This window comes from Bradyrhizobium sp. TM102 (assembly GCF_009176685.1).
GTDB lineage: Bacteria > Pseudomonadota > Alphaproteobacteria > Rhizobiales > Xanthobacteraceae > Bradyrhizobium > Bradyrhizobium ottawaense.
Genome location: NZ_AP021855.1, coordinates 4,665,667 through 4,689,891, shown reverse-complemented (window position 1 = coordinate 4,689,891; position 24,225 = coordinate 4,665,667). Strand labels below are relative to the sequence as shown.

General features: G+C 64.8%; 21 protein-coding genes and 1 pseudogene. 11 read left to right on the top strand and 11 right to left on the bottom strand.

Annotated elements, in window-relative coordinates; genetic code table 11:
* Positions 1-8: 8 nt before the first annotated feature.
* Genes GDN70_RS22515 through GDN70_RS22505 form a run of 3 tightly spaced genes read right to left on the bottom strand, consistent with a single transcriptional unit; the run spans position 9 to position 2,675 of the window.
* A complete protein-coding gene (locus GDN70_RS22515; RefSeq protein ID WP_028144976.1) occupies positions 9-878 on the bottom strand; it encodes a carbohydrate ABC transporter permease in 870 nt (289 codons plus the stop codon).
* Positions 875-1,825, bottom strand: coding sequence for a carbohydrate ABC transporter permease (locus GDN70_RS22510; RefSeq protein ID WP_038946549.1), 951 nt, complete (start codon positions 1,823-1,825; stop codon positions 875-877). The genes GDN70_RS22515 and GDN70_RS22510 overlap by 4 nt, the downstream gene beginning before the upstream one ends.
* Before the next feature lies 1 nt (position 1,826).
* Positions 1,827-2,675 carry a phosphodiesterase gene (locus GDN70_RS22505; protein WP_038946551.1) on the bottom strand — a complete coding sequence of 283 codons (849 nt, stop codon included), beginning with the start codon at positions 2,673-2,675 and terminating at the stop codon, positions 1,827-1,829.
* A 191-nt stretch (positions 2,676-2,866) separates the two neighbouring features.
* On the opposite strand from GDN70_RS22505, the pseudogene GDN70_RS22500 reads away from it, so the two are divergent.
* Positions 2,867-3,399, top strand: a pseudogene (locus tag GDN70_RS22500) (transposase).
* A 118-nt stretch (positions 3,400-3,517) separates the two neighbouring features.
* Here GDN70_RS22500 and GDN70_RS22495 read toward each other — a convergent pair.
* The gene (locus tag GDN70_RS22495) at positions 3,518-4,990 is read right to left on the bottom strand and encodes a YdiU family protein (RefSeq protein WP_038946553.1); all 1,473 of its coding nucleotides are present in this window, start codon (positions 4,988-4,990) and stop codon (positions 3,518-3,520) included.
* Positions 4,991-5,186: 196 nt separating this feature from the next.
* On the opposite strand from GDN70_RS22495, the gene aspS reads away from it, so the two are divergent.
* Positions 5,187-6,959: an aspartate--tRNA ligase gene (gene aspS / locus GDN70_RS22490; RefSeq protein ID WP_028144971.1), complete on the top strand. Its 1,773-nt coding sequence runs from the start codon at positions 5,187-5,189 to the stop codon at positions 6,957-6,959.
* 132 nt (positions 6,960-7,091) lie between these two features.
* On the opposite strand, the gene GDN70_RS22485 is transcribed toward aspS, so the two are convergent.
* The gene (locus GDN70_RS22485) at positions 7,092-9,062 is read right to left on the bottom strand and encodes a hypothetical protein (RefSeq protein ID WP_173015853.1); all 1,971 of its coding nucleotides are present in this window, start codon (positions 9,060-9,062) and stop codon (positions 7,092-7,094) included.
* Positions 9,063-9,310: 248 nt separating this feature from the next.
* On the opposite strand from GDN70_RS22485, the gene GDN70_RS22480 reads away from it, so the two are divergent.
* Positions 9,311-11,617: an NADP-dependent malic enzyme gene (locus tag GDN70_RS22480; RefSeq protein WP_028144969.1), complete on the top strand. Its 2,307-nt coding sequence runs from the start codon at positions 9,311-9,313 to the stop codon at positions 11,615-11,617.
* 298 nt (positions 11,618-11,915) lie between these two features.
* Complete coding sequence (locus GDN70_RS22475) at positions 11,916-12,368, top strand: DoxX family protein (protein ID WP_028144968.1); 453 nt, start codon at positions 11,916-11,918, stop codon at positions 12,366-12,368.
* Positions 12,369-12,372: 4 nt separating this feature from the next.
* On the opposite strand, the gene GDN70_RS22470 is transcribed toward GDN70_RS22475, so the two are convergent.
* From GDN70_RS22470 to GDN70_RS22455, 4 genes are all read right to left on the bottom strand, one after another.
* Positions 12,373-12,924 carry a dihydrofolate reductase gene (locus tag GDN70_RS22470; protein WP_028144967.1) on the bottom strand — a complete coding sequence of 184 codons (552 nt, stop codon included), beginning with the start codon at positions 12,922-12,924 and terminating at the stop codon, positions 12,373-12,375.
* A 7-nt stretch (positions 12,925-12,931) separates the two neighbouring features.
* On the bottom strand, positions 12,932-13,957 hold the full coding sequence (locus GDN70_RS22465) for a polysaccharide deacetylase family protein (RefSeq protein WP_028144966.1): 1,026 nt from the start codon (positions 13,955-13,957) through the stop codon (positions 12,932-12,934).
* Between the two features lie 165 nt (positions 13,958-14,122).
* Complete coding sequence (locus GDN70_RS22460) at positions 14,123-14,692, bottom strand: glutathione peroxidase (RefSeq protein WP_028144965.1); 570 nt, start codon at positions 14,690-14,692, stop codon at positions 14,123-14,125.
* 93 nt (positions 14,693-14,785) lie between these two features.
* A complete protein-coding gene (locus tag GDN70_RS22455; protein ID WP_161966458.1) occupies positions 14,786-16,369 on the bottom strand; it encodes a L,D-transpeptidase in 1,584 nt (527 codons plus the stop codon).
* A gap of 208 nt (positions 16,370-16,577) precedes the next feature.
* Between GDN70_RS22455 and GDN70_RS22450 the strand changes: the two genes are divergently transcribed.
* The 3 genes from GDN70_RS22450 to GDN70_RS22435 all read left to right on the top strand — a co-directional run bounded on the left by GDN70_RS22450 (position 16,578) and on the right by GDN70_RS22435 (position 18,332).
* Complete coding sequence (locus tag GDN70_RS22450) at positions 16,578-17,126, top strand: CreA family protein (RefSeq protein WP_028144963.1); 549 nt, start codon at positions 16,578-16,580, stop codon at positions 17,124-17,126.
* 386 nt (positions 17,127-17,512) lie between these two features.
* On the top strand, positions 17,513-17,932 hold the full coding sequence (locus tag GDN70_RS22440; RefSeq protein WP_152103052.1) for a hypothetical protein: 420 nt from the start codon (positions 17,513-17,515) through the stop codon (positions 17,930-17,932).
* A 34-nt stretch (positions 17,933-17,966) separates the two neighbouring features.
* Positions 17,967-18,332: a hypothetical protein gene (locus tag GDN70_RS22435; RefSeq protein ID WP_028144962.1), complete on the top strand. Its 366-nt coding sequence runs from the start codon at positions 17,967-17,969 to the stop codon at positions 18,330-18,332.
* Here GDN70_RS22435 and GDN70_RS22430 read toward each other — a convergent pair whose 3' ends face one another.
* Together GDN70_RS22430 and GDN70_RS22425 are read right to left on the bottom strand one after the other, a co-directional pair.
* Positions 18,333-18,578 (bottom strand): DUF6719 family protein, encoded by a 246-nt coding sequence (locus GDN70_RS22430; protein WP_028144961.1) that lies wholly within the window; start codon positions 18,576-18,578, stop codon positions 18,333-18,335.
* Between the two features lie 67 nt (positions 18,579-18,645).
* Positions 18,646-20,136: a PLP-dependent aminotransferase family protein gene (locus tag GDN70_RS22425; RefSeq protein WP_038972935.1), complete on the bottom strand. Its 1,491-nt coding sequence runs from the start codon at positions 20,134-20,136 to the stop codon at positions 18,646-18,648.
* A gap of 76 nt (positions 20,137-20,212) precedes the next feature.
* Between GDN70_RS22425 and GDN70_RS22420 the strand changes: the two genes are divergently transcribed.
* The 4 genes from GDN70_RS22420 (at position 20,213) to kynA (ending at position 24,206) form a co-directional block, all read left to right on the top strand.
* Positions 20,213-20,938, top strand: a complete 726-nt coding sequence (locus GDN70_RS22420) for a pyridoxamine 5'-phosphate oxidase family protein (protein WP_028144959.1) — start codon at positions 20,213-20,215, stop codon at positions 20,936-20,938.
* A gap of 54 nt (positions 20,939-20,992) precedes the next feature.
* On the top strand, positions 20,993-22,270 hold the full coding sequence (locus tag GDN70_RS22415) for an ArgE/DapE family deacylase (RefSeq protein ID WP_038972932.1): 1,278 nt from the start codon (positions 20,993-20,995) through the stop codon (positions 22,268-22,270).
* Between the two features lie 250 nt (positions 22,271-22,520).
* Entirely contained in the window at positions 22,521-23,330 is an 810-nt protein-coding gene (locus GDN70_RS22410) for an alpha/beta hydrolase (RefSeq protein ID WP_152103051.1), read from the top strand.
* Between the two features lie 36 nt (positions 23,331-23,366).
* The gene (kynA, locus tag GDN70_RS22405; protein WP_028144956.1) at positions 23,367-24,206 is read left to right on the top strand and encodes a tryptophan 2,3-dioxygenase; all 840 of its coding nucleotides are present in this window, start codon (positions 23,367-23,369) and stop codon (positions 24,204-24,206) included.
* The last annotated feature ends 19 nt before the right edge of the window (positions 24,207-24,225 follow it).

The window sequence follows — 24,225 nt, the reverse complement described above, 5'->3', positions numbered from 1 at the left end:
AGAATCTCCTATTTGATGCCTGAGGTGACGAAAGAGCTGATGAAGCGCTTCTGGAAGATCAGGAAGGTGATGAGCAGCGGCGCGATCACCATCAGCGTGCCGGCGGCGATGGTGCCCCACGCTTGCGTGCCCTCCGCGGTCTTGGTGAAGACCGAGAGCCCGACCGTGAGCGGCCGCTTGTCCGGCGAGTTGATCACCATCAGCGGCCACAGGAAGTCGTTCCAGTGGCTGGTGACGGAGATGATGGCGAAGGCCGAGAAGCTCGGCACCGACAGCGGCACGTAGATGTGGCGGATGCGCTGGAACAGGCTGGCGCCATCGATCAGCGCGGCGTCTTCCAGTTCGGTCGGAATGGCTTCGAACGCCTGCCGCATCAGGAAGGTGCCGAAGGCGGAGGCGAAGAACGGCATCATCACGCCGGTGAGCGTGTCGTAGAGGCCGAGCTGCGCCACCAGCGACAGGTTCGGTACGATCAGCAGCACCGGCACCAGCATCAGCTGCATCAGGAACAGATAGAAGATCAGCGTCTTGCCGACGAAGGCGAGGCGGGCGAAGGCAAAGCCCGCCAGCGTGATCGTGGCGAACTGCACCAGCAGAATGCCGGCGCAGATGATCGTGGTGTTGAGCGTGTAGCGCGGGAAATCGCCGATCTCCCAGGCATCCCTGACATTGTCGAGCGTCGGCTTCAGGCTCGGCATCAACTCGGCCATGGCGTTGATGCCGTCGGAGGCCGGGCGCAGCGTCGCCACGACCATCCACAGGAACGGGATGAGCCAGACGATCGCGAGCAGCACGGTCAGCAGGAAGCCGAGCTTGGGCGTGATCTCGCCCCTTGTGGCGAGCGGGGCGTCCCTGAACAGGCGGTCGAACAGCTTCATGGCCCGCCCTCGCGGTTGGCCATGGTGCGGAAGGAGAGCGCGGTGAGGCCCATCAGTGCGGCGAGAGTCAGCAGCGTCGCGGCCGAGGCCTTGCCGACGTCGTAATGCTCGACCGCCTGCTGGTAGATGTAGAACAGCACGAGGTTGGTCGAGTTCGACGGTCCGCCCTGGGTCATGACGAAGACGTGGTCGACCTGCGTCACCGCGTTGAGCGTGGCGATCACGGTAACGAACAGGAAAGTGGGCTTGAGCTCCGGCAGGATGATGTGGCGCAGGCGCATGTAAGGCCCGGCGCCGTCGAGATGTGCGGCCTCCATCACGTCTTCGGGCACGGCCTGGAGGCCGGCGAGGAAGAACAGCATGTAATAGCCCGCGTTCTTCCAGATCGTGATGACCATGATCGCGTAAAGCGCGATATCGGGGTCGCCGAGCCAGTTCGGCAGCACCGGAAGCAAGCGGCCAATGTAGTAGTCGAGCAGGCCGACATTGGGCAGGAAGATGAACATGAACAGCGCGGAGGCCGCGACCATCGGGATCAGCACCGGCAGGAACAGTGCCGTGCGCAGCGCGCTGCTCACGGCGTTGGTGCGCGACAGCGCCAGCGCGAACAAGAGCGCGAGGCCGATGCTGGGGACCGCGGTGCCCACAGCATAGACGAGATTGTTGACGACCGCGCCGGAGAAAGCGGGGTCGGCCAGCACCGCTGCGACGTTGTCGAGACCGACGAAGCGGACCGGCGCCTTCGGCGTGGCGCGCTGGTAGAGCGCATCGACGAGCACGCGGCCCATCGCGCCATAGGTGAACAGCGCGAGGAAGACCAGCGAGGGCAGCAACAGGAGATAGGCGGGCAGCGAAGCTCTGAAGCGCGTGCCGAGGCGCTTCAGGACGTCCAGGCGCGCCGCCGCCGAGGTCGCGACCGGAAGAGCCGCGGGTTCGGCGAGGCTCATCTCACCGCGCCGGGAAATTGAGCGCATAGTCGCGGCCGTCCGTTCCCACGGGTGGTTCGAACGGGAAGCGCAGACTTTCGTCGAGGAAGTCGTGGCTGTGCACGACGAGGTTCTCGTCGTCGATCAGCACGACGCCATAGGCGGGCGGCTCGTGGCTGGCCAGATGCGGCGCGCCGGCGTCGAGCTCGAACCAGACCTGGTGGTTGGTGCCGCGCAAGGTCGAGAACGGGATCTTGCCGTAGCTGCCGAAGATGGGACGGTGTACATGGCCGAAGAACAGATGGCGGATGCGGGCGCGATAGGGTGCGATCACCTCGGCAAATTCGGCACTCTGCTTCAGCCCGATCTCGTCCATCGCATGGACGCCGATCGGGAAGGGCGGGTGATGCATGAACACGACGAACGGCTGGTCGGCAGGCGCAGCCGCGAGCGTCTTCGCGAGCCAGTCGAAGCGCTTGGCGCACATCTCGCCGGCGTGGCTGGTCTCGTCCAGCGTGTCGAGGAAGACGAACAGGCCGTGCTCGGTGGTGCGCGTGCCCTGCACGAAGCCGTTGGCATCGCGCGGCGCAGCCTTCAGGCTATCGAGGCAAGTCACGCGCTTGTCGTGATTGCCGACCATGGCAATGTAAGGGATTTTGAGCGCGGCCATCGCGTCGGCGAAATTGGCGTAGGACTCCGGCTCGCCCCAATGCGTGAGGTCGCCGGTCACGACCGCGAACGCCGCGTCGGACTGATGCTTGTTGATGTCGGCAATCGCAGCGTCCAGCCGGGCGCGCGGGTCGAGGCCGTAGAGCTTCAAGCCGGGGTTCGCCAGATGCGTGTCGGTGATGTGGATGAATTTGAAGGGCATGGCGCGCTTTGTCGGGACGGTTGGAGGATGGGCGCTTCCGGCAAGACGACCCTGACAGGCGGTTAGAGGGCGTGTGTTTCAGTTTGATGACAGCGGTTCCTGCGTCCACAGTGCTACGCTTCGTAGGGTGGATTAGCCGAAGGCGTAATCCACCACTGTAAGCCAACTGCAAGTTGTGCTATTTGCCATGCATGTCCGACTACCGCCGCGCATTCGTCCCGGGAGGATGCTGGTTCTTTACCGTGAACCTGCTCGATCGGCGGAAAGCTCTTTTGACCGACCAGATTGAGAGCCTGCGAGACGCGGTCGCCGCAACGCGACAGAGCCACCCCTTCGCAATCGATGCTTTCGTGGTTCTGCCGGACCATCTCCACGCAATCTGGAAGCTGCCGTCGGGCGACGCCGATTTTTCGGTGCGCTGGCGCTTGATCAAGCCTCGTTTCGCCAAAGCACTCCCGGTGACCGAGCGGCTGAGCGCTGTCCGTTTCTCACGGAATGAACGCGGCATATGGCAGCGACGGTTCTGGGAGCACCTGATCCGGGACGAGGCCGACTACGCCCGCCACGTCGAGTATTGTTATTACAATCCCGTCAAGCACGGGCATGTGTCGCGAGTCTGCGACTGGCCGTATTCGTCATTCACCGCGATGTTCGTGCAGGACTGCTTCCGGAGGATTGGGGCGGAGACACTCAGTTCATCGGCGAGTTCGGAGAGCGGACGTGATAGCCGCGCCAATCTGTAGGGTGGATGAGCGAAGCGTAATCCACCTCTTTGCCTCCGCCGTTGAAGGAAGTGGTGGATTACGCCTTCGGCTAATCCACCCTACGCATTGAATGTTTGGTTAGGTCCCGCAGAACGTCTGCAACACCCGCTGGTCCGGCAGCGGTGGATCGGCATAGGCGGCGTAATCCGGCTGGTCGTCGAACGGTTTCGCCAGCACCTTCACCAATTCCTCGAATGGCGCGTAATTGTCGTCGTTGACGGCGGCCTGGATCACGGCCTCGACGCGGTGGTTGCGCGGGATGAACATGGGATTGACGGCGTGCATGGCCGCCTGCCGCTCGGCCGCGCTCTGCGGCTCCAGCGCGATGCGTGCGCGCCAGCGGCCGGCCCACTCGTCGAAGGCCGCGGGCTGCATGAACTGCGCGCGCGCATCCGCAGTGTCATCGACGGCGGCGTCGCCGAGCTTGCGGAAGGTGAGGGTGAAGTCGGCCTGGTTCTTGGCCATGGCGTCGAGCAGGTCCTGGATCAGCGCCTCGTCGCCGTCGCGCTCCGTGAACAGGCCGACCTTTTTGCGCAGGCCGGCTTGATAAGCCGCGCTGAACTGGTCTGAGAACGCGCCGAGGATGTCCTGGGCCTCCGCGACCGCCTTCTCCTGCTCGTCGGAGAACAGCGGCAGCAGGCATTCGGCGAGGCGCGTCAGATTCCACAGCGCGATACGCGGCTGGTTGGCATAGGCGTAGCGGCCCATCTCGTCGATCGAGGAGAACACCTGCGAAGGGTTGTAGGCGTCCATGAAGGCGCAGGGTCCGTAATCGATGGTCTCGCCGGAGATGGAGCTGTTGTCGGTATTCATGACGCCGTGGATGAAGCCGACCAGCAGCCAGCGCGCGACGAGATCGGCCTGGCGCGCGACGACGCCGGCGAGCAGCGCATGATAGGGCCGCTCGGCGCCGACTAGTTCCGGGTAGTGCCTGGCGACGACGTGGTCGGCGAGCCGGCGGATCGCATCGGTGTCACGGCGCACGGCGAAGAACTGGAAGGTGCCGACGCGGATATGGCTGGAAGCAACACGCGTCAGCACCGCGCCGGGCAGCGCGGTCTCGCGGATGACGTGCTCGCCGGTGACGACGGCGGCGAGCGAGCGGGTGGTCGGGATGCCCAGCGCATACATGGCTTCACTGACGATGTATTCGCGCAGCACAGGTCCGAGCGCGGCGCGGCCGTCGCCGCGGCGGGAGAACGGGGTGGGGCCCGAGCCCTTGAGCTGGATGTCGCGGCGGATGCCGTCGCTGTCGATGACCTCGCCGAGCAGGATGGCGCGGCCGTCGCCGAGCTGCGGCACGAACTGCCCGAACTGATGTCCGGCATAGGCCATGGCGATGGGATCGGCGCCGGCGGGAACCGTTTTGCCGGCCAGGATCGCCGCGCCCTCCGGGGTCTCCAGCAGGTCAGGATCGAGCCCGAGCTGGACCGCCAGCGGGCGGTTCAGCTTGATCAGCCGGGGGGCGGCGACCGGGGTCGGCGCGACGCGGGCAAAGAAGCTGTCCGGCAGCGCCGAATAGGAGTTCTGGAAGGGGAAATGAACCGTCATGGCCTCAAGATAGGGCTGGAACACCTGATGGCAAAGGGATGAGCCCAGATTGGGCAAAATTGGGCGGTTCCGGCCCAAAACAGCCCGTTCCCTTGGTTGCCGCCTCGGGTCTCGTCGGGTAAACCCTGCCGCAATCTCGGACCGGCCATGACAGGCCGTCCGATTCGCTTCCTCCGACATCATTTTTGGGACGACCATGCATCGCTACCGGTCACATACATGCGGCGCGCTCCGCGAGAGCAACATCGGCGAGACGGTCCGCCTGTCAGGCTGGGTCCATCGCGTTCGCGACCATGGCGGCGTGCTGTTCATCGACCTGCGCGACCATTACGGCCTGACCCAGTGCGTGGTCGATCCGGACTCGCCGGCGTTCTCGCTGGCCGAGAAGCTGCGCTCGGAATTCGTGGTGCGGATGGACGGCAAGGCCCGCCGCCGCCCCGAGGGCACCGACAATGACGATCTGCCGACCGGCAAGATCGAGATCTACGTCACCGAGATCGAGGTGCTGGGTCCGGCCGGCGATCTGCCGCTGCCGGTGTTCGGCGACCAGGAATATCCTGAAGACATCCGCCTGAAGTACCGCTTCCTCGATTTGCGCCGGGAGAAGCTGCACCAGAACATCATGACGCGCGTCGAGATCATCAAGTCGATGCGCCGGCGCATGGAGGGGCAGGGCTTCTTCGAGTTCAACACGCCGATCCTGACCGCGTCCTCGCCGGAAGGCGCACGCGACTTCCTGGTGCCCTCGCGCATCCATCCCGGCAAGTTCTATGCGTTGCCGCAGGCGCCGCAGCAGTACAAGCAGTTGCTGATGATGTCGGGCTTCGACCGCTATTTCCAGATCGCGCCCTGCTTCCGCGACGAGGACCCGCGTGCCGACCGTCTGCCGGGCGAGTTCTACCAGCTCGACGTCGAGATGAGCTTTGTGACTCAGGAAGACGTGTTCGCGGCGATGGAGCCCGTGATCACCGGCGTGTTCGAGGAGTTCGCCAAGGGCAAGCCGGTGAGCAAGAACTGGCGCCGGATTCCGTTCGCCGAGGCCTTGCGCAAATACGGCAGCGACAAGCCGGATTTGCGCAACCCCATCGAGATGCAGGACGTCTCCGAGCACTTCCGCGGCTCCGGCTTCAAGGTCTTCGCGCGCATGCTCGAAGACCCCAAGAACCAGGTCTGGGCGATCCCCGCACCGGGCGGCGGCAGCCGCGCCTTCTGCGACCGCATGAACTCGTGGGCGCAGGGCGAGGGCCAGCCTGGCCTCGGCTACATCATGTGGCGCGAGGGCGGCGAGGGTGCAGGTCCCCTTGCGAACAACATCGGGCCTGAGCGCACCGCTGCGATCCGCGCACAGATCGGCGTGAAGGAAGGCGATGCCGCCTTCTTCGTCGCCGGCGATCCCGACAAGTTCTGGAAGTTTTCAGGGCTCGCCCGCAACAAGGTCGGCGAGGAATTGAACCTCACCGACAAGGAGCGGTTCGAGCTCGCCTGGATCGTCGACTTCCCGATGTACGAGTACAACGAGGATGACAAGAAGGTCGACTTCTCGCACAACCCGTTCTCGATGCCGCAGGGCGGCCTCGACGCGCTGCAGGGCCAGGACCCGCTCACCATCAAGGCGTTCCAGTACGACATCACCTGCAACGGCTACGAGATCGCCTCGGGCGGCATCCGTAACCATGTGCCGGAGGCGATGGTGAAGGCGTTCGAGATCGCAGGTTACGGCGAGCAGGAAGTGGTCGACCGCTTCGGCGGCATGTACCGCGCCTTCCAGTACGGCGCCCCGCCGCATGGCGGTATGGCCGCGGGCGTCGACCGCATCGTGATGCTGCTGTGCGGCACCACGAATTTGCGCGAGATCTCGCTGTTCCCGATGAACCAGCAGGCGATGGATTTGCTGATGGGCGCGCCGTCGGATGCGACCACAAAACAGCTTCGCGAGCTGCATGTGCGGGTGAACCTGCCGCAGAAGTGAGTGGTGCGTGCCCCGGACGCAGCGCAGCACGCAGTGATGCGCTGCTGAGCCGGGGCCCACATTTCGGCACAGCAGGCTTTCTCCCGGACGCGCAGCGTCACTGCGTGCCGAGGCGCGTCCGGGACACGAGAGCTACAATCCCGTCGACGCCTCGATCCTGAACTGCGCCAGTGCGCCCTCGGGGTCGCTTTGCGACAGCTGCATCAATTGCATCAGCGGCACCTTGGCGCGGGGCGTTAGCTTGACGGTCAGCGTCTGCCCTGACGTCTCCACGAAACCGGCGAGCGCATCGACCGCCATTTTCACGTCGCCATTGGCCCCTGTGATCTTCTCACCCTGCGCCCTGATCATCGCGACGATGGCGCCGCGTGCGGCGTCGCGGCTGACGTCCTGCATGCGCGCGAACTGCGCCACGACGAGATCGACCACGCCGCTGTCGCGCAGTGAGAGCTCGAACGTGCCGGTCTCGACCTGCGCCGCCTGGCCCATCGCCTGCACCGGGTCGGTCGTGAACAGGCTGCGCGGGACGTTGGCAAGCCCAAAGCGGGCCTGCGCCTTGGCAAGGTTGCCGAGATCGAGCGTGGCCGGCGCGAGCGCGAATGCGCCGGACGATTCCGTCCAGGCCGCACTGAGATCGAGGTCGATCGCGAGCTTGTCCACGCCTGCCATGATCAGCGGCCGTTGCGCCGGATTGGCGGGGTCTGCCGGCGCGACCATCCTCACGACCAGATTGGCCTTGCTCGGAATCGATCCGACCAGCTGGCCCCAGTTCAGGCTGATCGTGTCGATGGTGACGAACTGCCGCGTATTCTTGTAGGGCGCCACCACGCCCTTGATCTCCGCGCCTTCGAGCACGCGGAACAGGCCGAGCATCTGATCGGGCGAGGGCGGCTGCCCGTGGCTGCTGAGCCCCGCCGCCCAGCGCATCAGGTTTGCCGCGCTGAACGATTTCAGCGCGAACCGCTCCATCTTGAACTGCCCTTGCGGCGAGGGCGTATCGACGCCCTCGACCGCGAACTCACCCTCCCGGTATCTGACGGCATTGATCCTGGCCATCCCTTGCGGCGTGCCCATGGATGACTTGCCGACCTCGATCTTGCCGATGCGAAATCCATCATAGAACCCGGCGAGCTTCTCCATCATCTCGCGCGATTGTGCGACGGTCGGGACCACCGACCGGTCCGTCGGCAATAGCGCAATGATTTCGGCCGGCCGGAATTTTGACGGTTGCACCGCGATGTCCTCGAAGGTGATACCGTCGATGTCCATCCGAATGCCCTGGGTCGATTTGAGCACATAGGGGCCGGCCGAGATCTGGCGGTAGACGCGATGATAGCTGTCGTCGCCGGTCTTCTGCGGATCGAGCGCCGCGGCGATCGCGGTCGCGTCGAAATCGTTGACGACGACGTTGGAGAGGTCGCCGGTCAGCTTGTCCTGCTTGCCCGGTTGCGGCACGTCGATGGTGAAGACGGCGCGGTCCGCTTTCATTGCATCGATCTTGCCGCGCTTGAGATTCTGGATTGCCAGCCCGGAATAGGCGACCTCGCCGCTGCCGGCGGCGCTGCCGCTCGCATCGAAGGTCATCGTCAGCGTCGGAGCCGTGACTGACGATGCCGTGATGCTGGCGTACTGATCGAGTACATAACGGTAAAGCTCGATCAGGGATCCGCCCGTCGGCGCATTGCCGGCGTGAACGGGGCCGGCATAGTCACGCAAGGTGAGTTGCGGAATCTTGTAGGACGCCTTCAGCTTCGCGGCGCCGACCTGGTCCAGCGCGACTTCGAAACCCGTGACGTCGATGCTGTCGGCCGAGAAGCTGTTATCGTCGATCAGGCGAACGCCGGCGCCCTTGATGCCGGCAATCTTGATCTGCGCCTGCGGCTGCTCGCCGGGAGCGATCGTGATATCCTCGATCGTCAGCGTGCGCGTCCCAAGTTCGAACCCGATCTTGCCATGGCTCGCCTTGCCGCCGCCTGCGCGTAACTGCTCGAAGGCTGCCTCGACCTCGCTCGTCGCCCGATGCTGGACATAGAGGTTGAAGCCGAACCATCCGCCCGCGCCGAGTACGGCTGCCACGATCAGGCCGATCAGGATTCGCTTCATTCCCAGCTCCAGTTGCTCGTTTTGCACCGCGCAACCTGCCATATTCGCGAAACGCCGCGTGGTCCAGGGAAAGCTATGGTTTTCAAATATTTGACCGCGCGCCCTGTTGATGGGCGCGCAATCGGATGTTGCCACCGGGGCGCCCGGCGTGCTTCATCCCGTTTCCATGACCCGGAAATACGGTCCGCTTGGACAGCCGCTTTCGGATCGTGCATTTTTGAGGCCGGTAACGCGAGGCGAGACACCGCATGTCGTCCTATTCTGATGATCTCCACCAGGCGGCGCTCGCCTACCATCGTCTGCCGCGCCCTGGAAAGCTCGAGATCCAGGCAAGCAAGCCGCTTGCCAACCAGCGCGACCTCGCGCTGGCCTATTCGCCGGGCGTCGCCGCGGCCTGCACCGAGATCGCCAAGAACCCGGCGGAAGCCGCCACGCTGACTACCCGCGCCAATCTGGTCGCCGTGGTCTCCAACGGTACCGCCGTGCTCGGCCTCGGCAATATCGGCCCGCTGGCATCCAAGCCGGTGATGGAGGGCAAGGCCGTCCTGTTCAAGAAATTCGCCGGCATCGACGTGTTCGACATCGAGATCGCCGCCGACACCATCGATCGCGTGGTCGAGACTGTGGCGGCGCTCGAACCGACCTTCGGCGGCATCAATCTGGAAGACATCCGCGGACCGGAATGCTTCGAGATCGAGGCGCAGCTCAAGGAGCGCATGAAGATCCCGGTCTTCCATGACGATCAGCACGGCACCGCCATCATCGTCGCCGCCGCCATCACCAACGGCCTCAGGCTGAACGGCAAGAAACTCTCCGACGTCAAGATCGTGGCGTCCGGGGCAGGGGCCGCGGCGATCGCGACGCTCAATCTTCTGGTGTCGATGGGCGCGCAGCGCAAGAACATCTGGGTCTGCGACATCGACGGCCTCGTGCATGAGGGCCGCAACACCACGATGGACCGCTGGAAGGCGGTCTATGCGCAGAAGACTGACAAGCGGACGCTCGGCGACGTCATCGGCGGTGCCGACATCTTCATCGGTCTCTCGGCGCCCGGCGTGCTCAAGCCGGAGATGGCCAAGGCGATGGCCGACAAGCCGCTGATCATGGCGCTCGCCAACCCGACCCCGGAGATCATGCCGGAGGAGGCGCGCAAGGTGCGCCCTGACGCCATGATCTGCACCGGCCGCTCCGACTATCCGAACCAGGTCAACAACGTCCTCTGCTTTCCCTTCATCTTCCGCGGCGCGCTCGATGTCGGCGCCAGCGCCATCAACGAGGAGATGAAGCACGCCGCCGTCGAGGCCATCGCGCAGCTCGCGCGCGAGGCGCCGTCGGATGCGGTCGCCCAGGGTTTCGACACTGGCGAGACGCAGGGTTTTGGCCCGGGCTCGCTGATCCCGAGCCCGTTTGATCCCAGGTTGATTTTGCGCATCGCGCCGGCGGTGGCGAAGGCGGCGATGGAGTCGGGGGTGGCGACGCGGCCCATCACCAATTTCGACGAGTACACCGCGCTGCTCGAGCGCTTCGCCTTCCGCTCCGGCCTCGTCATGAAGCCGATGTTCGCCAAGGCCAAGACCCAGCCGGTGCGCGTGATCTACGCCGAAGGCGAGGACGAGCGCGTGCTGCGCGCCACGCAAGTGGTGCTTGAGGAGAACCTGGCGCGGCCGATCCTGGTCGGCCGTCCTTCGGTCGTGGAAGCGCGCATCCAGCGCTTCGGCCTCTCCATCCGCGCCGGCAAGGATTTCGACCTCGTCAATCCCGAGGACGATCCGCGCTACCGTTCCTACGTGCAGTCCTATGTCGAGGTCGCCGGCCGCAGGGGCGTGACGCCGGATGCGGCGCGCACGGTGGTGCGTACCAACAACACGGTCATCGCTGCGCTCGCGGTGACGCGCGGGGAGGCGGATGCGATGCTCTGCGGCGTCGAGGGCCGATACATGAGCCATCTTCGCCATGTCCGCGAGATCGTTGGTTTTTGCCCGGGCATCAGCGACTACGCGGCGCTGGCACTGCTGATCACCAGCAAGGGCGCCTTCTTCATCGCCGATACGCAAGTTCGCCCCAATCCGAGCGCGGAGGAACTCGCCGAGATCGCTTCGCTCGCCGCGGTCCACGTTCAGCGCTTCAACATCAAGCCGAAGATCGCCTTCGTCTCGCACTCGGATTTCGGCAGCTACGACACCGATTCCTCGCGCAAGATGCGCCGCGCGACCCAGCTGCTCAAGGAAAAGCATCCGGAGATCGAGGCCGACGGCGAGATGCAGGGCGATACTGCGCTCTCCGCTGCCGCGCGAAAAATGGTGCTGCCGCATTCCAATCTCGAGGGCGAGGCCAACATCCTGATCATGCCGACGCTGGACACCGCCAACGTCGCCTATCAGATGATCAAGTCGCTGGCGGACGCGCTCCCCGTCGGCCCGATCCTGATCGGCCCGGCGCGCCCGGCGCATATCCTGACGCCGTCGGTGACGGCACGCGGCATCCTCAACATGACGGCCGTCGCCGTGGTCGAAGCGCAGGAGCGCGCGGCCCGGCAGCCGACGCTGTTTACGTAAGGGACCGTTCAAGTAAGATTCTCCGAACTCGTCATGCCCGGGCTTGTCCCGGGCATCCACGATCTTCGTGCCGCGGGACAGGCCGTGGATGGCCGGGACAAGTCCGGCCATGACGCAGAGAGAGAGTGGTGGTCGAATTCGTCCCGGTAGTTCGACTCCGGTAGCGAGCGCCACTACACCGTCCGCCTCGCCAACGTTGAATTACTTTCAGTTCTCCATTTCCCCGTTTGTAAAGCGGCGCGCAACTCTTCATAATCCTTGCGCGTTCCGTGCTTAGCGCTTTGCCAAGAGGCCGATCATGCCAGCGTTCGTGACTTTCGGGCGAATCCTGTTCGCCGTGCTGTTCATCTACACGGGCGCGACCAAGCTCTTTGCCATCCAGGCGACGGCCGACTTCATCGCCACCAAGGTCGTGGTGCCCGACATCGTCGCCCCTTACGCCAAGCAGGTGGAGACGGCCACCGCCATGACCACGCCGCAACTGCTGGCGATCGCGGTCGGCGCGCTCGAGATCATCGCGGGGCTGATGATCGCGCTGAATTTCGGCGCGCGGTTCTTCGCGATGCTGCTGATCGTCTATGTCGCGGTCGCGACCGTGCTGTTCGACGATTTTTGGAACCAGGCGCCGCCCGACAACGCGAAGATGGTGGTCGACGCGCTGAAGAACCTTTCGATCATCGGCGCCTTGTTCATGATCATGGGATACGGCCGCACCACGCGTCCGGCCGAGGCGGCGTACGGGGACGTCTGACGGCCTACGTTCGGCGCCAGGGTGTCACAGTCACCTCATGCGCCGCGTCGAGCAGATACGGCGTGCCCGGCTTCAGGCCGTGCGACGCCAGCACCTCATGCGGGCTCCGCTGGGGCACGCCGACGAAGCAGCCTTCGCCGCCGGGCAGGCGCACATGCGGGGCTTCCGACAGCCAGAAGGTATCGTAGCGGCCCATGAACATCTCGAACACGGCGGGGCCGCCGATGATGGCGACCATGCCGGAGGCGACATCGGCAAAGGCGCAGGCCTCCTCGAAGCTCGCCTGTTTCGGATTCCACAGCGTTGCGTTCGGCATCTCCGGATCGACGGAGAGCGCCTTGATCTTGCGGGTCAGGATCAGCCGCTTGCGCTTCGGCGAATTCGGCTGCTGCTCATGCGAGTTGCGGCCGTGCACGATCAGCGCGGCGCGATCGAGCGCCTGCTCGAAGAACAGCTTGTCGCCGTCGAACTTCAGGCTGTCGGGCATGACGTGGCCGGCGTCGGCGAGCATGCCGTCCGCCGAGACGATGACGTAGCCTTCGATACGGAAAGACAATGGCCGTCTATTCGGAAACGGTCGTCACCACGGAATTGACCGGGCGCTGGCTCACCGTCGGCAGCTTGGCGTCCTTGAGCAGCTCCTGGTCGTATTCGGGCAGCGACGAGGCCGGGAATTTGGCGCGCATCGCCACCACCTTGTAGCCACCCGCCTTCAGGCGCTTGAGCAGCTCGGGCAGGGCCTCCGCCGTGTGCTTCTGGAAGTCGTGCATCAGGATGATGCCCTTGCCCTTGGTGTCGAGCTTCTTCATCACGGTCTCGACCACCTTCTCGGGCTTGGAAGCCTTGAAGTCGAAAGAGTCGATATCGCAGGAGAAGATCGCGGTGTTGCGGTTGCCGAGATAGGTGACCATCTCCGGCGGATGCTGAAGCGCCGGGAAGCGGAAGAACGGCGAGGGCGAGATGCCGCCAAGCGCCCACTTCACCGCGGACAGGCCCTTCTCGATCTCTTCCTTGCGCTGCGCTTCGTTAAGCTTCTTGTTGTTGAGATTGGCGTGCGACCAGGTGTGGGTGCCAACGGTGTGGCCGGCGTTGTAGACCTGCTTCAGGATCTCGGGCTCATAGGTCGCGTGCTTGCCGATCGAGAAGAAGATGCCGGTGGTGCATTCGTCGGCGAGCGCCTTCAGCACAGCGGGCGTGTTCTTGGGCCAGGGGCCGTCGTCGAAGGTCAGTACCACCTCCTTGTCGCGCAGGAAGTCGAGCTCCTTGAAATGCTCGAAGCCGAAGCCCGGACCGCCCGTGGTGTCGATCTCGACGGTGCGGGCGACACCGAGCGCGCCCGGCGTGTTGCAGGCCGCGCGGGCCGGCTGCGGCGCCTGCTTGGGCGGAGGCGGATTGACGAAGCCTGCCGGCGCGGCGGCGGCCGCGGGAGCTGCTGGCGGAGCGGCAGCAGGCGCAGCCGCTGCCGGCGTCGCCGCGGGTGCGGCTTGCGTCGCAGCTGCGGGCTTTGCGGCCGGGGTCTGCGACCATGCTGCGCCGGTCATCGCAACCGACATCGCGCTTGCCAAAATCAGTCCTGCCGCCACACGCATGGTGTTGTCCTCGAGATTGATCCCGTTGTTCCGCCGCTGCTTTTCGCCCCCGGCAAAAACCGTCCTGCCCCAAACGATCCTAGCCTAGATGGTGGGCCATCGCCATTGCAACGGCTGTTTGGCATCCCGCCACAATTGTGCCCAGCCGGATTGGGGCGCCGCGCGTCAACTGTCGGCCAGCGTCCTGGCAATGGCCGTCTTGATCCGCGTGTCGGCCGGTTCGACCGCGGACGGAAAGACCTCGACGATGTAGCCGTCGCGGCCGATCAGATATTTGTGGAAGTTCCAGCGCGGAACTTCGCGCGGGCGCGCATCGGCGGCCCATTTGTAGAACGGATGCGCCTTTGCTCCGACGACGTTCACCTTGGCTGCGATCGGAAAGGTAACACCATATTGGTGGTGCGCGGTCTCGGTGATCTCGCTGCTGCCGCCCGGCTCCTGGCCGCCGAAATCGTTGGAGGGCACGCCGATCACGGTGAGCCCGCGCGCACGAAACTCGTTCCAGATCTCCTGCAGGCCGGCATATTGCGGCGTGTAGCCACAGAGCGATGCGGTGTTGACCACCAGCAGCGGCTTGCCAGTGAAGGCGGCAAGGCGGATGTCGTCGCCGGACAAAGCGGGGAAGGAAAAGGCGTAGGCCGAGATCCGGCTCATGCCGCCATCGGCCAGTGCGCGCGTTGCCGGCGCGAGCATGCCTGCAAGCGCCGCGGTGAGCACGGTTCTGCGATTCATCATGACGGCGTCCCCCGAAATGATCCGGGCCGGATGTTACTCCGCCGCTGCGACCTGCCTCGTCAACACCGCGTTATCGACGCGCCGTGAAACAGGTCAGTACAGGCGGACGATGAAGTCGGTGCCTTCGCCGGTCTCGCCCTGGTTGATGCCCTGGTCCGAGATGATGATCGAGCCGCCGGATGTCAGCATCTCGTTGATCTTCGCCATGGTGTCGGCGGGGATAGAGACGCGGTCGAGGGCCGCGGCCGGGCTGTCCGGCGTGACCACGGGCTTGGCAGCCACAGGCTTGGCGGCGACGGGGATCACCGCAGCGTCACCCTTGCGGCGCGTGAGGCGGCTGTCGTCCTCGCGGGCCGCGGAACGGGCGGAGACCGGAAGCGACACCACCGACCAACGCAGCGCATTGGAGTCGGTCTTGTCGAGCTCGGCGGTGAAGATATGCGTGCCGAGCGGACGGTCGCTCGTGGCGATCGTGATCGGGACCTCGAACAACGGCGCGAAATTCTGCCGTACGTAGAGCTTGGAATCCTTGCGGCTGATGAAGACGGCGATCTGGCCGGCCCGCTTGGGCGCTTCCGGCTTTGCGGCCGCCGCCGGTTCGGCAACGCGGCCGTCATCCTTCTTCGCGTCGGGCGAGGCGGCGAGCGCAGGTGCAGTGGCCGGCGCATCGGGCGTCTTCGCGGAGTCCGCGGCTTCCGTCTTGACCGGCTCGGTCTTGACAGCTTCGACCTTGTCGGTGGCCGGCTTGTCGTCGCTAGCCGGCTTGGCGGCTTCCTCCGATTGAGGCTTGGCGGCGTCGGATGCCTCGGCCGTCTTGGTCTTGTCGGCCGGCACGGCGGCTTCGTCGCGGGCTGACGCATTGCCCGTGGTCACACCCGACATCACGACGTGTCCGACGGACGTGCGCAGCTCGAGCACGCTGTCGGCGCTGGCAGTTTTGGTCTCGGCGCCTTTGGTCAGCGCGGCGCCCTTGTCGGCCTTGTCGCCGACATTGGTCTGCGGCTCGAGGCTGGCGGCAGGCGGCGGCACGCGCACGGAGGCGAGCAGGGGATGGGAGAAGCTGTGCGGCGTCATCTCGCCGGGCGCGACGATGACGCGCGCGCCCATCCTGGTCCAGTTCCACATCTTCACCGCGAACGCCATCGGCATGCGGATGCAGCCATGCGAGGCCGGATAACCCGGCAGCACGCCGGCATGCATGGCGACACCGGACCAGGTGATCCGCTGCATGTACGGCATCGGCGCGCCGCTATAGATGTTGGAGTGGTGGAATTTGTGCTTCTGGATGACGCTGAACACACCCATCGGCGTCGAATGGCCCTTCATGCCTGTCGACACCGGAGATTCCGCGAACACGCCGTTGGTGTCGTAGACCGTGACCTTCTGCCGGTCGATCGAGACGACGATGACCAGCGGCCCTTGGGGCTTGGTCCCGGCTTCCTTCCCGGCGACAGCTTCCTTCTTGACGGCAGCGCCGCGCTTCTGCGGCTTCTGGCGCGGTATTTCGGGATGCCGGTCCTGCCGGGCGTAATAGGACCCGTCGGAATAATCCGTCCAATAATAAAATGCAGCGTCTGCCTGGCTGGTCGCGCCGATCACACCCGCCGCCGTCAAAATGGCGACCTGCCACAGCCGCGCCGGCTTGGCAGAAAAACCCGACCCGTTCACGCTGTTCATCCTCGAATCCATAATCCAAATCAGAAGTTAGTCTCGCAGAGGGGATACGCGTTCACCAGCAGGGCGGTTCTGCCATCAGCTACATTTGTCCAAGTCGTAGCAAAAAAGCCTCACGGAGCGGTAAACGGCGGCCGCGCCCGTCTGTCCGTCGTCTTCCTGGGCGGCTGCCTCATGCCTACATTGTGGCGACTTGTTAGCGGAGAACTTCATGTCATCTCGTTTCCTCGGTCTTTCTGGCATCCGATTGAAAGGCTTAGCTTTCTTCCTCCTGGCTCTGGTCGTGCAGTCGGCGTCCGCTTCGGCTGCCGACGAGCCCGATCTGATCTTCCGCCGCTCCACCGTGTTCAAATGGATGAGCCCGAACGACAAGCTCGCGACCTATGGTCTCGACGATCCTGAAGTCGAGGGCGTCGCCTGTCATTTCACCGTGCCGGAGAAGGGCGGCTTCAAGGGTTGGCTGGGCCTTGCCGAGGAGGTCTCGGACATCTCGCTGGCCTGCCGCCAGGTCGGCCCGATCAAGTTCAAGAACAAAATGGAGCAGGGCGACGACATGTTCCGTCAGCGCCGCTCGCTGTTCTTCAAGAAGATGCAGATCGTGCGCGGCTGCGACGCCAAGCGCAACGTGCTGGTCTACATGGTCTATTCGGACAGGCTGATCGAGGGCTCGCCGAAGAACTCGACCTCGACCGTGCCGATCATGCCGTGGGGACCGACGGACGCAAACGTCCAGAAGTGCGGCGAGTTCTTCACTCAGTGACGCGCTTGCGTTCACTCAGTGCCGCGCTTGGGTTCACTCAGCGCGGCTGGCCCGCGGTTTGACAAGGTGCGAGCCGGTCAGGCGCACGAACGCTTGTGGCGCGGCTTCAAAGCCGCGGCCAGACTGCAACGACATCGCGCCGGCTGAGGCGACGCGATTCGATTGTTGATCTCCGCGGTCCGTCCGTTGGTCCGCCTCGCGCGGCATTGCGCGATCTTGCGCCACCATAATGGCCATCCCTCAAGTAAACGCGCCCGGTGATCCGGGCGTCCTGGCTTCGATGGCTTGGGTCGCGGCCGACGTGCCCTCGGTTCGACCCAGCCTTCGTTTGCCGTTCCATTCAGCAGAAAAACGTAAAATGCGTGTGAAGCGGGTAAGGCGCGAGCATGACGGCGGCTGCGTCTGGTGTGGTCGCGCACCGCAGCCGGAACTTGGCAGGCTACTTTGATCTGCGGCGAGACCCATCTGAAATGATTGGTCTTTTCGAAGAATTATGTCGTCGTCCCGGGCTCGACGAAACAATTCTCACGGAGATGAAACCATTTTGCGCTTTTGGCGCATCACGCGCGAAACCGCCCATGGTTATCAGCTTCACAACGAACGACGGCGCATCGCCGGCCACCGAATTCGGAGACAAGACCATGCGCGCGCTCAGCTTCATCCTTGCCTTCGGTTTGGTGATTGCAGGCTCTTCGTTCGCGGGCGCGCCGGACGGCAATCTTCCCGGTGTCGGCACCTTCCAGTACAGCGGCTCGCCGATCACCCCCACGGCGTCGCAGTCGATCGTGGTTGCTGCGCGTTTCTGATCGATAACAAGAAAATCAGCCGATAAAGGCCATCATGATCGTTCGATTTTGCGCCGCTGCGTTCGTGTCCGTTCTGACGATCAATGCCGCCCAGGCGCAGGTGCGCGCTCCCACCAGGTTACCGGATCCCCGCACTGAGTTCGTGCGCCAGTGCGCGCCGCGGATGCTTGGGCGGTGGGAACATCCCGAGGAAGTCTGCGGCTGCCTGCACGATCACGCCGCGGCGGCCGTCGAGGACCGCGATCTGCGCGAAGCGCTGTTGCGCGGCATCAGCGAGACCGGCGTGCCCACCATCGAGACCGACTGGGTGCCGACGTCCAAGCAGGGCGAGATCGGTCCGACCTTCACCAAGATCGCCAAGCCGACCTTGCAGTGCATGTTCGATCCGGCGAAGCAGTAATTATTTCGTCTTCGGACCGTAGCGCGGCACGCAAGCGCTGGTGCGCGCGACGCCCTTATCGGTCATCTTCGTTCCGCGCACTTCCTTGACCTGTCCGGCGGGGCAGGTTCCGTCGTCCACCTGCACGCGCTGACCTAGCTTGAGATCGACGATGTCCTGCTCGCGTCCGACCGTGACGGCGTGCGCCGTCGTCACGAGCGCGGCGGAGATCAGGACTGAGAGGCAAGCTGCACGGCGGAAAGGCATGGCGAAAGATCCCGGCATTGATACCGCAATGTAAGGACGGGCTCGCGATTCTGATAGTGAACCTTTGTCAGGGCCCCCGGGCGGATCTGTTCCTCGTGCGCAGGGCGGTGCGCGATTCCCGCGCGAGCCGTTCGGCGGAGGCGATGAGCTGTGGAACCGCGTGGCCGGAAAATCCCAGCACGAAGCCAGGCAGAGGGGGCGCGCGCGAATAGGTGTCGGCCAAGAGCCAGCCTTCCGCGCCGGCCGCCTGCTTGGCCCGCGCTGCCACCGAAAGGTCGACCGAGCGATCAAACCGGGCGACCAGATGCAGGCCCTGCGATGGCACTGGTACCGAGAGCGCGCCATCGGATGCGGCTTCCAGCGTTTTGGCCAGCACATCGCGGGCGTCGCGATAGAGTTTTCGCACGCGCTTGAGGTTGGCGGCGAAGGCGCCGGAGTTGAGCATGTCGGCGACCGCACCTTCCATCAGCGTGCCGGGAAAGCGGTCGAGCGCCGCGCGCGCAGCCGTCACGTCCGCGATCAGGCGTTCGGGCAGGGCGCAATAGCCGATGCGCAGGCCGGGAAACAGCGTCTTGGCAAACGTGCCGAGGTAGATCACGCGCTGGAGGCGATCGATGCCGGCGAGCGACATCAGCGGTGCGCCGTCATAGCGAAACTCGCTGTCGTAATCGTCCTCCAGTACGAATGCGCCGGCCTGCCTGGCCCAGTCCAGAAGCTCGAGCCGCCGCGGCATCGACATCTGCACGCCCAGCGGAAACTGATGCGACGGCGTGACATAGGCCGCGCGCGCGTTGGGGCCGGCAGTGCGTCCCTTGGCGACCTGCATCCCGTGCTCGTCGACCGGAACCGGCACGGCGCGATAGCCGCAATGCGCGATGGTTTTTCGCGCGGCGGGGTAACCTGGGTCCTCGCACCAGACCTGGTCGTTGGGCTTGAGGATCGCGCTCAGCACGATGCGCAGCGCATGCAGCGTGCCCGACGTCAGCATGATCTGATCGGGGTCGCAGCGCAGGCCGCGCGCCGACAACAGATGATCGGCGATCGCCGCGCGCAGCTCGCGGCTGCCGCGGGGATCGCCATAGTGAAGGTGCTCAGGCCCGAAGGCGCGCATGCGTCGGCCGACGAAGGCGCGAAAACGCTGCACCGCGCGTTCGTCGATATGGGTGCAGCCGAGCGCGAAGGCGCCTTGCCCGGGCGTTTCGACGATGGCCTTCGGCTTGTCCGGCTCGGCCGTGCGCGCAGGAATGCGCGCGGCGACGAACGTTCCGGAGCCGACGGTCGCCTCGGCGAAGCCGTCGGCGATCAGGCGTTCATAGGCGATGACGACGGCGTTGCGCCGAAACCCGGTCTGCCTGGCCAGCGTTCGCGACGGCGGCAGCGGCTCGCCGGGCTTGACGAGCCCGGAGACGATCATCTCGCACAGCGCCTGATAGAGCCGGTGTGCGGCGGAGGCGCCTGGCGTGACGTGCGGGCCTGTGAGGTCGAGCGGCAGCTCGGTCTTTGTCGGCAAGGAAGGCCTCGCCGGTGAGGGGAGAGAATTGGTCGGAATATTTCGCATGGAATTGGAACTATCGCAGACCAAATGCGCCGCTACAACTGCTTCCAGATTTCTTCCAATCCGAGCAGGAGCGGCCGTGAGCCAGACCGAGACCTCGAATTCCTATCCGACCTCAGTGCGCAACCAGGTGAAGCGCCGGCACGACCGCGGCTTCTACGACCACGCCACGGTTCATCGCATCCTGGATTCCTCGATGCTCTGCCACGTCTCCTACGTGATCGACGGCCAGCCCTATTGCACGCCGACCTTCTTCTGGCGCGAGGGCACCAAGCTGTACTGGCATGGCTCGAGCGCAAGCCGGATGCTGCGCAGCCAGACCAAGGGCGAGCGCGTGTGTCTCACAGTCGCCCATCTCGACAGCCTCGTGCTCGCGCGCTGCGGCTTCAATCACTCCGCCGACTACCGTGCGGTGATGGCGTTCGGCACCGCCTATCTCGTCACCGACCCCGAGGAGAAGGAGCGCGCGGTGATCGCGATGGTCGACCGCTTCTTTCCGGACCGCACGGCGAGCCTGCGGGCCAGCAACACGCAGGAGATCAAGGCGACCTCCTTCATTGCGATGGAGATCGAGGAGGCCTCGGCCAAGGTCCGTGCCAAGGGTGTCGCCGACGACGACGAGGACTATGCGCTGCCGATCTATGCCGAGCGCATCCCGGTGCGCACCGTGCTCGGCGCGCCGGAGCCGTGCCCGCGCCTGCTCGACGGCGTCAGCCGGCCTGCGACGCTGAATGGCTATTCGGAAGGCCGCCTGCTCGAAGATGCATTGCGGGATGCTTATTTTGTGGAGTACCCGAACGGCTGAAATCGGCTAGCTTGCGCGCTCCTTGGGAACCATTGGAATGCCGGGAGTTGCCTGATGAATGCCGAAACGCAGCAGAGGATTCTTGACGCCGTCGATGCCGGCTTCGAGGCCCAGCTCGCCACCACACGCGATTTTGTCGCAATCCCTTCGACCCGCGGGGCGGAGGGGCCGTGCCAGGACATGATCGGCGACCTCCTGCGCGCGCGCGGCTACGAGGTCGACGACTGGCACATCGACGTCGACGATCTCAAGGATCTGCGCGGCTTCGGCCCCATCGAGCATGACTTTTCCAAGGCGCGTTCGGTGGTGGGCACCTACCGTCCGCAAACGAATGGCGGCAAATCGCTGATCCTGCAGGGCCACTGCGACGTCGTGCCCGCAGGCCCCCTGGAACTGTGGGACACGCCGCCGTTCTCGCCCGTCATCAAGGACGGCAAGATGTTCGGCCGCGGTGCCTGCGACATGAAGTCTGGCACCATCGGCGCGCTCTATGCGCTGGATGCGATCAAGGCCGCGGGCTTCAAACCGACGGCACGGATTCACTTTCAATCCGTGATCGAGGAGGAGAGCACCGGCGTCGGCGCGCTGTCGACGCTGCAGCGCGGCTATCGCGCGGACGCCTGCTTCATTCCGGAGCCGACCGGCGGCAAGATGGTGCGTTCGCAGGTCGGCGTGATCTGGTTTCGCCTGCGGGTGAAGGGGCACCCGACCCATGTCGCGTTTGCCGGCTCCGGCGCGAACGCGATCATGGCCGCCTATCATTTGATCCAGGCGCTGCAAAAGCTCGAGATCGAATGGAACGAGCGCGCCAAGGCTGACAGGCACTTCAAGACACTGAACCATCCCATCAACTTCAACCCCGGCATCATCAAGGGCGGTGATTGGGCCTCCAGCGTGCCGGCCTGGTGCGATGTCGATTGCCGGATCGCGGTGTTGCCGGGCTGGTCGATTGCCGATCACCAGAAGGAGATCACGGCCTGCGTCGCCGCTGCCGCGCGCAACCACCGCTTCCTCGCCAACAATCCGCCGGAGATTGAATGGTCCGGCTTCCTGTCGGAGGGCTATGAGCTGACCGACGCGGCGGCACCGGAAGCCGCGTTCAGCAATGCGTTCGACAAGGTCTATGGCGGCATGCCGGAGGATCTCGTCTTCACCGCGCTCACCGACACCCGCTTCTACGGCCTCAACCACGGCATCCCGAGTCTCTGCTTCGGCGCCAGCGGCGGCGAGATGCACGGCTTCAACGAATATGTCGAGCTGGAGTCGCTGAAGAAGACGACCAAGGCGATGGCGCTGTTCATCGCGGAATGGTGCGGGGTGGAGAAGGCGTAAAGGTCTGGTGTCCCGGACGCGGGGCAGCGCGAAGCGGTGCGCCGCCGAGCCGGGACCCATGTTGCGGCAGAGGCGCTGGACCCCGGTTCAGCAGCGCATCGTTGCACGCTGCGCTGCGCCCGGGGAACGTGCCCAACCGATCGTCGCTCGATCTGCTAGATGCTTTAAGCTTAAAAGAAAGACTAGGATGCTGGCCTGACCGGTGGCAGACTGGCGCCCGGTTCGCTGGACGAGTCCTCTGGGAGTTACGATGCGCGATTGGGATGATGCCTACGCCAATTCGGCCCATATCCCCGGCTCGGACAAGATGCCTGGACAATGGGCCGAGCGGGCGGGCGCCTACCGCGCCGGGCTGAAGGATTTTCGCGCCGACATCGCCTATGGCGCCGGCGAGCGTCAGCGCCTCGACCTGATCCTGCCCGACGGCGACAGCAAGGGCCTCGTCGTCTTCGTCCACGGCGGCTACTGGATGCGCTTCGACAAATCGACCTGGACTGATCTGGCCGAAGGCGCGCGCCAGCATGGCTGGACGGTGGCGTTGCCGAGCTACACGCTGACGCCGGCCGCACGCATCTCCAACATCACCGCCGAGATCGCCGCGGCGATCGCCAAGGCGGCTTCGCTCGTCTCCGGGCCGATCCGGCTCGCCGGCCACTCCGCTGGCGGCCATCTCGTCACCCGCATGCTGTGCGACGACAGCCGGCTGGAGCCCGCCGTCTACAACCGTATCGCCGGTGCGCTTTCGATCAGCGGCCTGCATGATCTGCGTCCGCTGCTCAAGACGAAGATGAACGAGACGCTCGGCATGACCATGGAGGAGGCGACGCTCGAAAGCGCGGCGCTGCATCTGCCGCGCGGGCATTCGCCCGTCACCGCCTGGGTCGGCGGCAGCGAGCGGCCGGAATTCATTCGTCAGTCCGACCTGATGGCCAATCTCTGGACCGGCTTCGACGTGCCGACACGCCTCGTCGTCGATCCCGGGCTGAACCATTTTACCGTGATCGACGGACTGAAGGATCCGTCATCGCCGATCACCGCGCGCCTGATCGGCCTCGACTGAGCCAAGCCGGGGAAGATCGATCGAAAGGGCCTGCCCATGACGTCCAACGATTACGATCCCACGAGAGAAGGCGCCGAGACCGATTTCGCCCGGCGGATGTCCTACGGCGACTACCTCGCGCTGGATGCGATCCTGGGCGCGCAGCATCCGTTGTCGGAAGCGCATGACGAGATGCTGTTCATCATCCAGCATCAGACCACGGAGCTGTGGATGCGCCTCGCCATCCACGAACTCAGTGCCGCACGCCGTGCCATCGCCGGGGACGAGGTGCAGCCCGCCATGAAGATGCTGGCGCGGATGTCGCGGATCTTCGAGCAGCTCAACAACGCCTGGGACGTTCTGCGCACGATGACGCCGAGCGAATACACGCGCTTCCGCTCGCAGCTCGGACAGTCCTCCGGTTTCCAGTCGCGGCAATACCGGCTGATCGAATTCCTGCTCGGCAACCGCAACCACGCCATGCTCAAGCCGCACACGCACGATGTGGAGACGACGAGGCTGCTCGAAGCTGAACTTTCGACGCCCAGCCTCTACGACGAGGTGCTCAGGCTCGCCGACCGCAACGGGCTGAAGATGCCGGCGGCGGTGCTCGCGCGCGACGTCCGCGAGACCCACAGCTTCAACGAAGGCGTGCTGCAGGCCTGGCGCGTCGTCTACGAGGCGCCGGAGACGCATTGGATGCTCTACGAGCTCGCCGAAAAGCTGGTGGATTTCGAGGATTACTTCCGTCGCTGGCGCTTCAACCACGTGACGACGGTCGAGCGCGTCATCGGCTTCAAGCGCGGCACCGGCGGCACTGGTGGCGTCAGCTATCTCAAGCGCATGCTGGAGGTCGAGCTATTCCCCGAACTCTGGCGCGTCCGCACCATTCTGTAGAAATGCCCAAGAAATATCC

What these genes read in the sequence shown, in the direction of transcription:
- aspS (WP_028144971.1), top strand. Translation starts at nt 5,187, where the DNA reads ATGCATCGCTACCGGTCACATACATGCGGCGCGCTCCGCGAGAGCAAC.
- GDN70_RS22480 (WP_028144969.1), top strand. Translation starts at nt 9,311, where the DNA reads ATGTCGTCCTATTCTGATGATCTCCACCAGGCGGCGCTCGCCTACCAT.
- GDN70_RS22455 (WP_161966458.1), bottom strand. Translation starts at nt 16,369, where the DNA reads ATGAACAGCGTGAACGGGTCGGGTTTTTCTGCCAAGCCGGCGCGGCTG.
- GDN70_RS22410 (WP_152103051.1), top strand. Translation starts at nt 22,521, where the DNA reads ATGCGCGATTGGGATGATGCCTACGCCAATTCGGCCCATATCCCCGGC.
- GDN70_RS22460 (WP_028144965.1), bottom strand. Translation starts at nt 14,692, where the DNA reads ATGATGAATCGCAGAACCGTGCTCACCGCGGCGCTTGCAGGCATGCTC.
- GDN70_RS22425 (WP_038972935.1), bottom strand. Translation starts at nt 20,136, where the DNA reads ATGCGAAATATTCCGACCAATTCTCTCCCCTCACCGGCGAGGCCTTCC.
- GDN70_RS22475 (WP_028144968.1), top strand. Translation starts at nt 11,916, where the DNA reads ATGCCAGCGTTCGTGACTTTCGGGCGAATCCTGTTCGCCGTGCTGTTC.
- GDN70_RS22435 (WP_028144962.1), top strand. Translation starts at nt 17,967, where the DNA reads ATGATCGTTCGATTTTGCGCCGCTGCGTTCGTGTCCGTTCTGACGATC.
- GDN70_RS22440 (WP_152103052.1), top strand. Translation starts at nt 17,513, where the DNA reads ATGACGGCGGCTGCGTCTGGTGTGGTCGCGCACCGCAGCCGGAACTTG.
- GDN70_RS22510 (WP_038946549.1), bottom strand. Translation starts at nt 1,825, where the DNA reads ATGAGCCTCGCCGAACCCGCGGCTCTTCCGGTCGCGACCTCGGCGGCG.
- kynA (WP_028144956.1), top strand. Translation starts at nt 23,367, where the DNA reads ATGACGTCCAACGATTACGATCCCACGAGAGAAGGCGCCGAGACCGAT.
- GDN70_RS22450 (WP_028144963.1), top strand. Translation starts at nt 16,578, where the DNA reads ATGTCATCTCGTTTCCTCGGTCTTTCTGGCATCCGATTGAAAGGCTTA.
- GDN70_RS22465 (WP_028144966.1), bottom strand. Translation starts at nt 13,957, where the DNA reads ATGCGTGTGGCGGCAGGACTGATTTTGGCAAGCGCGATGTCGGTTGCG.
- GDN70_RS22515 (WP_028144976.1), bottom strand. Translation starts at nt 878, where the DNA reads ATGAAGCTGTTCGACCGCCTGTTCAGGGACGCCCCGCTCGCCACAAGG.
- GDN70_RS22430 (WP_028144961.1), bottom strand. Translation starts at nt 18,578, where the DNA reads ATGCCTTTCCGCCGTGCAGCTTGCCTCTCAGTCCTGATCTCCGCCGCG.
- GDN70_RS22505 (WP_038946551.1), bottom strand. Translation starts at nt 2,675, where the DNA reads ATGCCCTTCAAATTCATCCACATCACCGACACGCATCTGGCGAACCCC.
- GDN70_RS22485 (WP_173015853.1), bottom strand. Translation starts at nt 9,062, where the DNA reads ATGAAGCGAATCCTGATCGGCCTGATCGTGGCAGCCGTACTCGGCGCG.
- GDN70_RS22415 (WP_038972932.1), top strand. Translation starts at nt 20,993, where the DNA reads ATGAATGCCGAAACGCAGCAGAGGATTCTTGACGCCGTCGATGCCGGC.
- GDN70_RS22495 (WP_038946553.1), bottom strand. Translation starts at nt 4,990, where the DNA reads ATGACGGTTCATTTCCCCTTCCAGAACTCCTATTCGGCGCTGCCGGAC.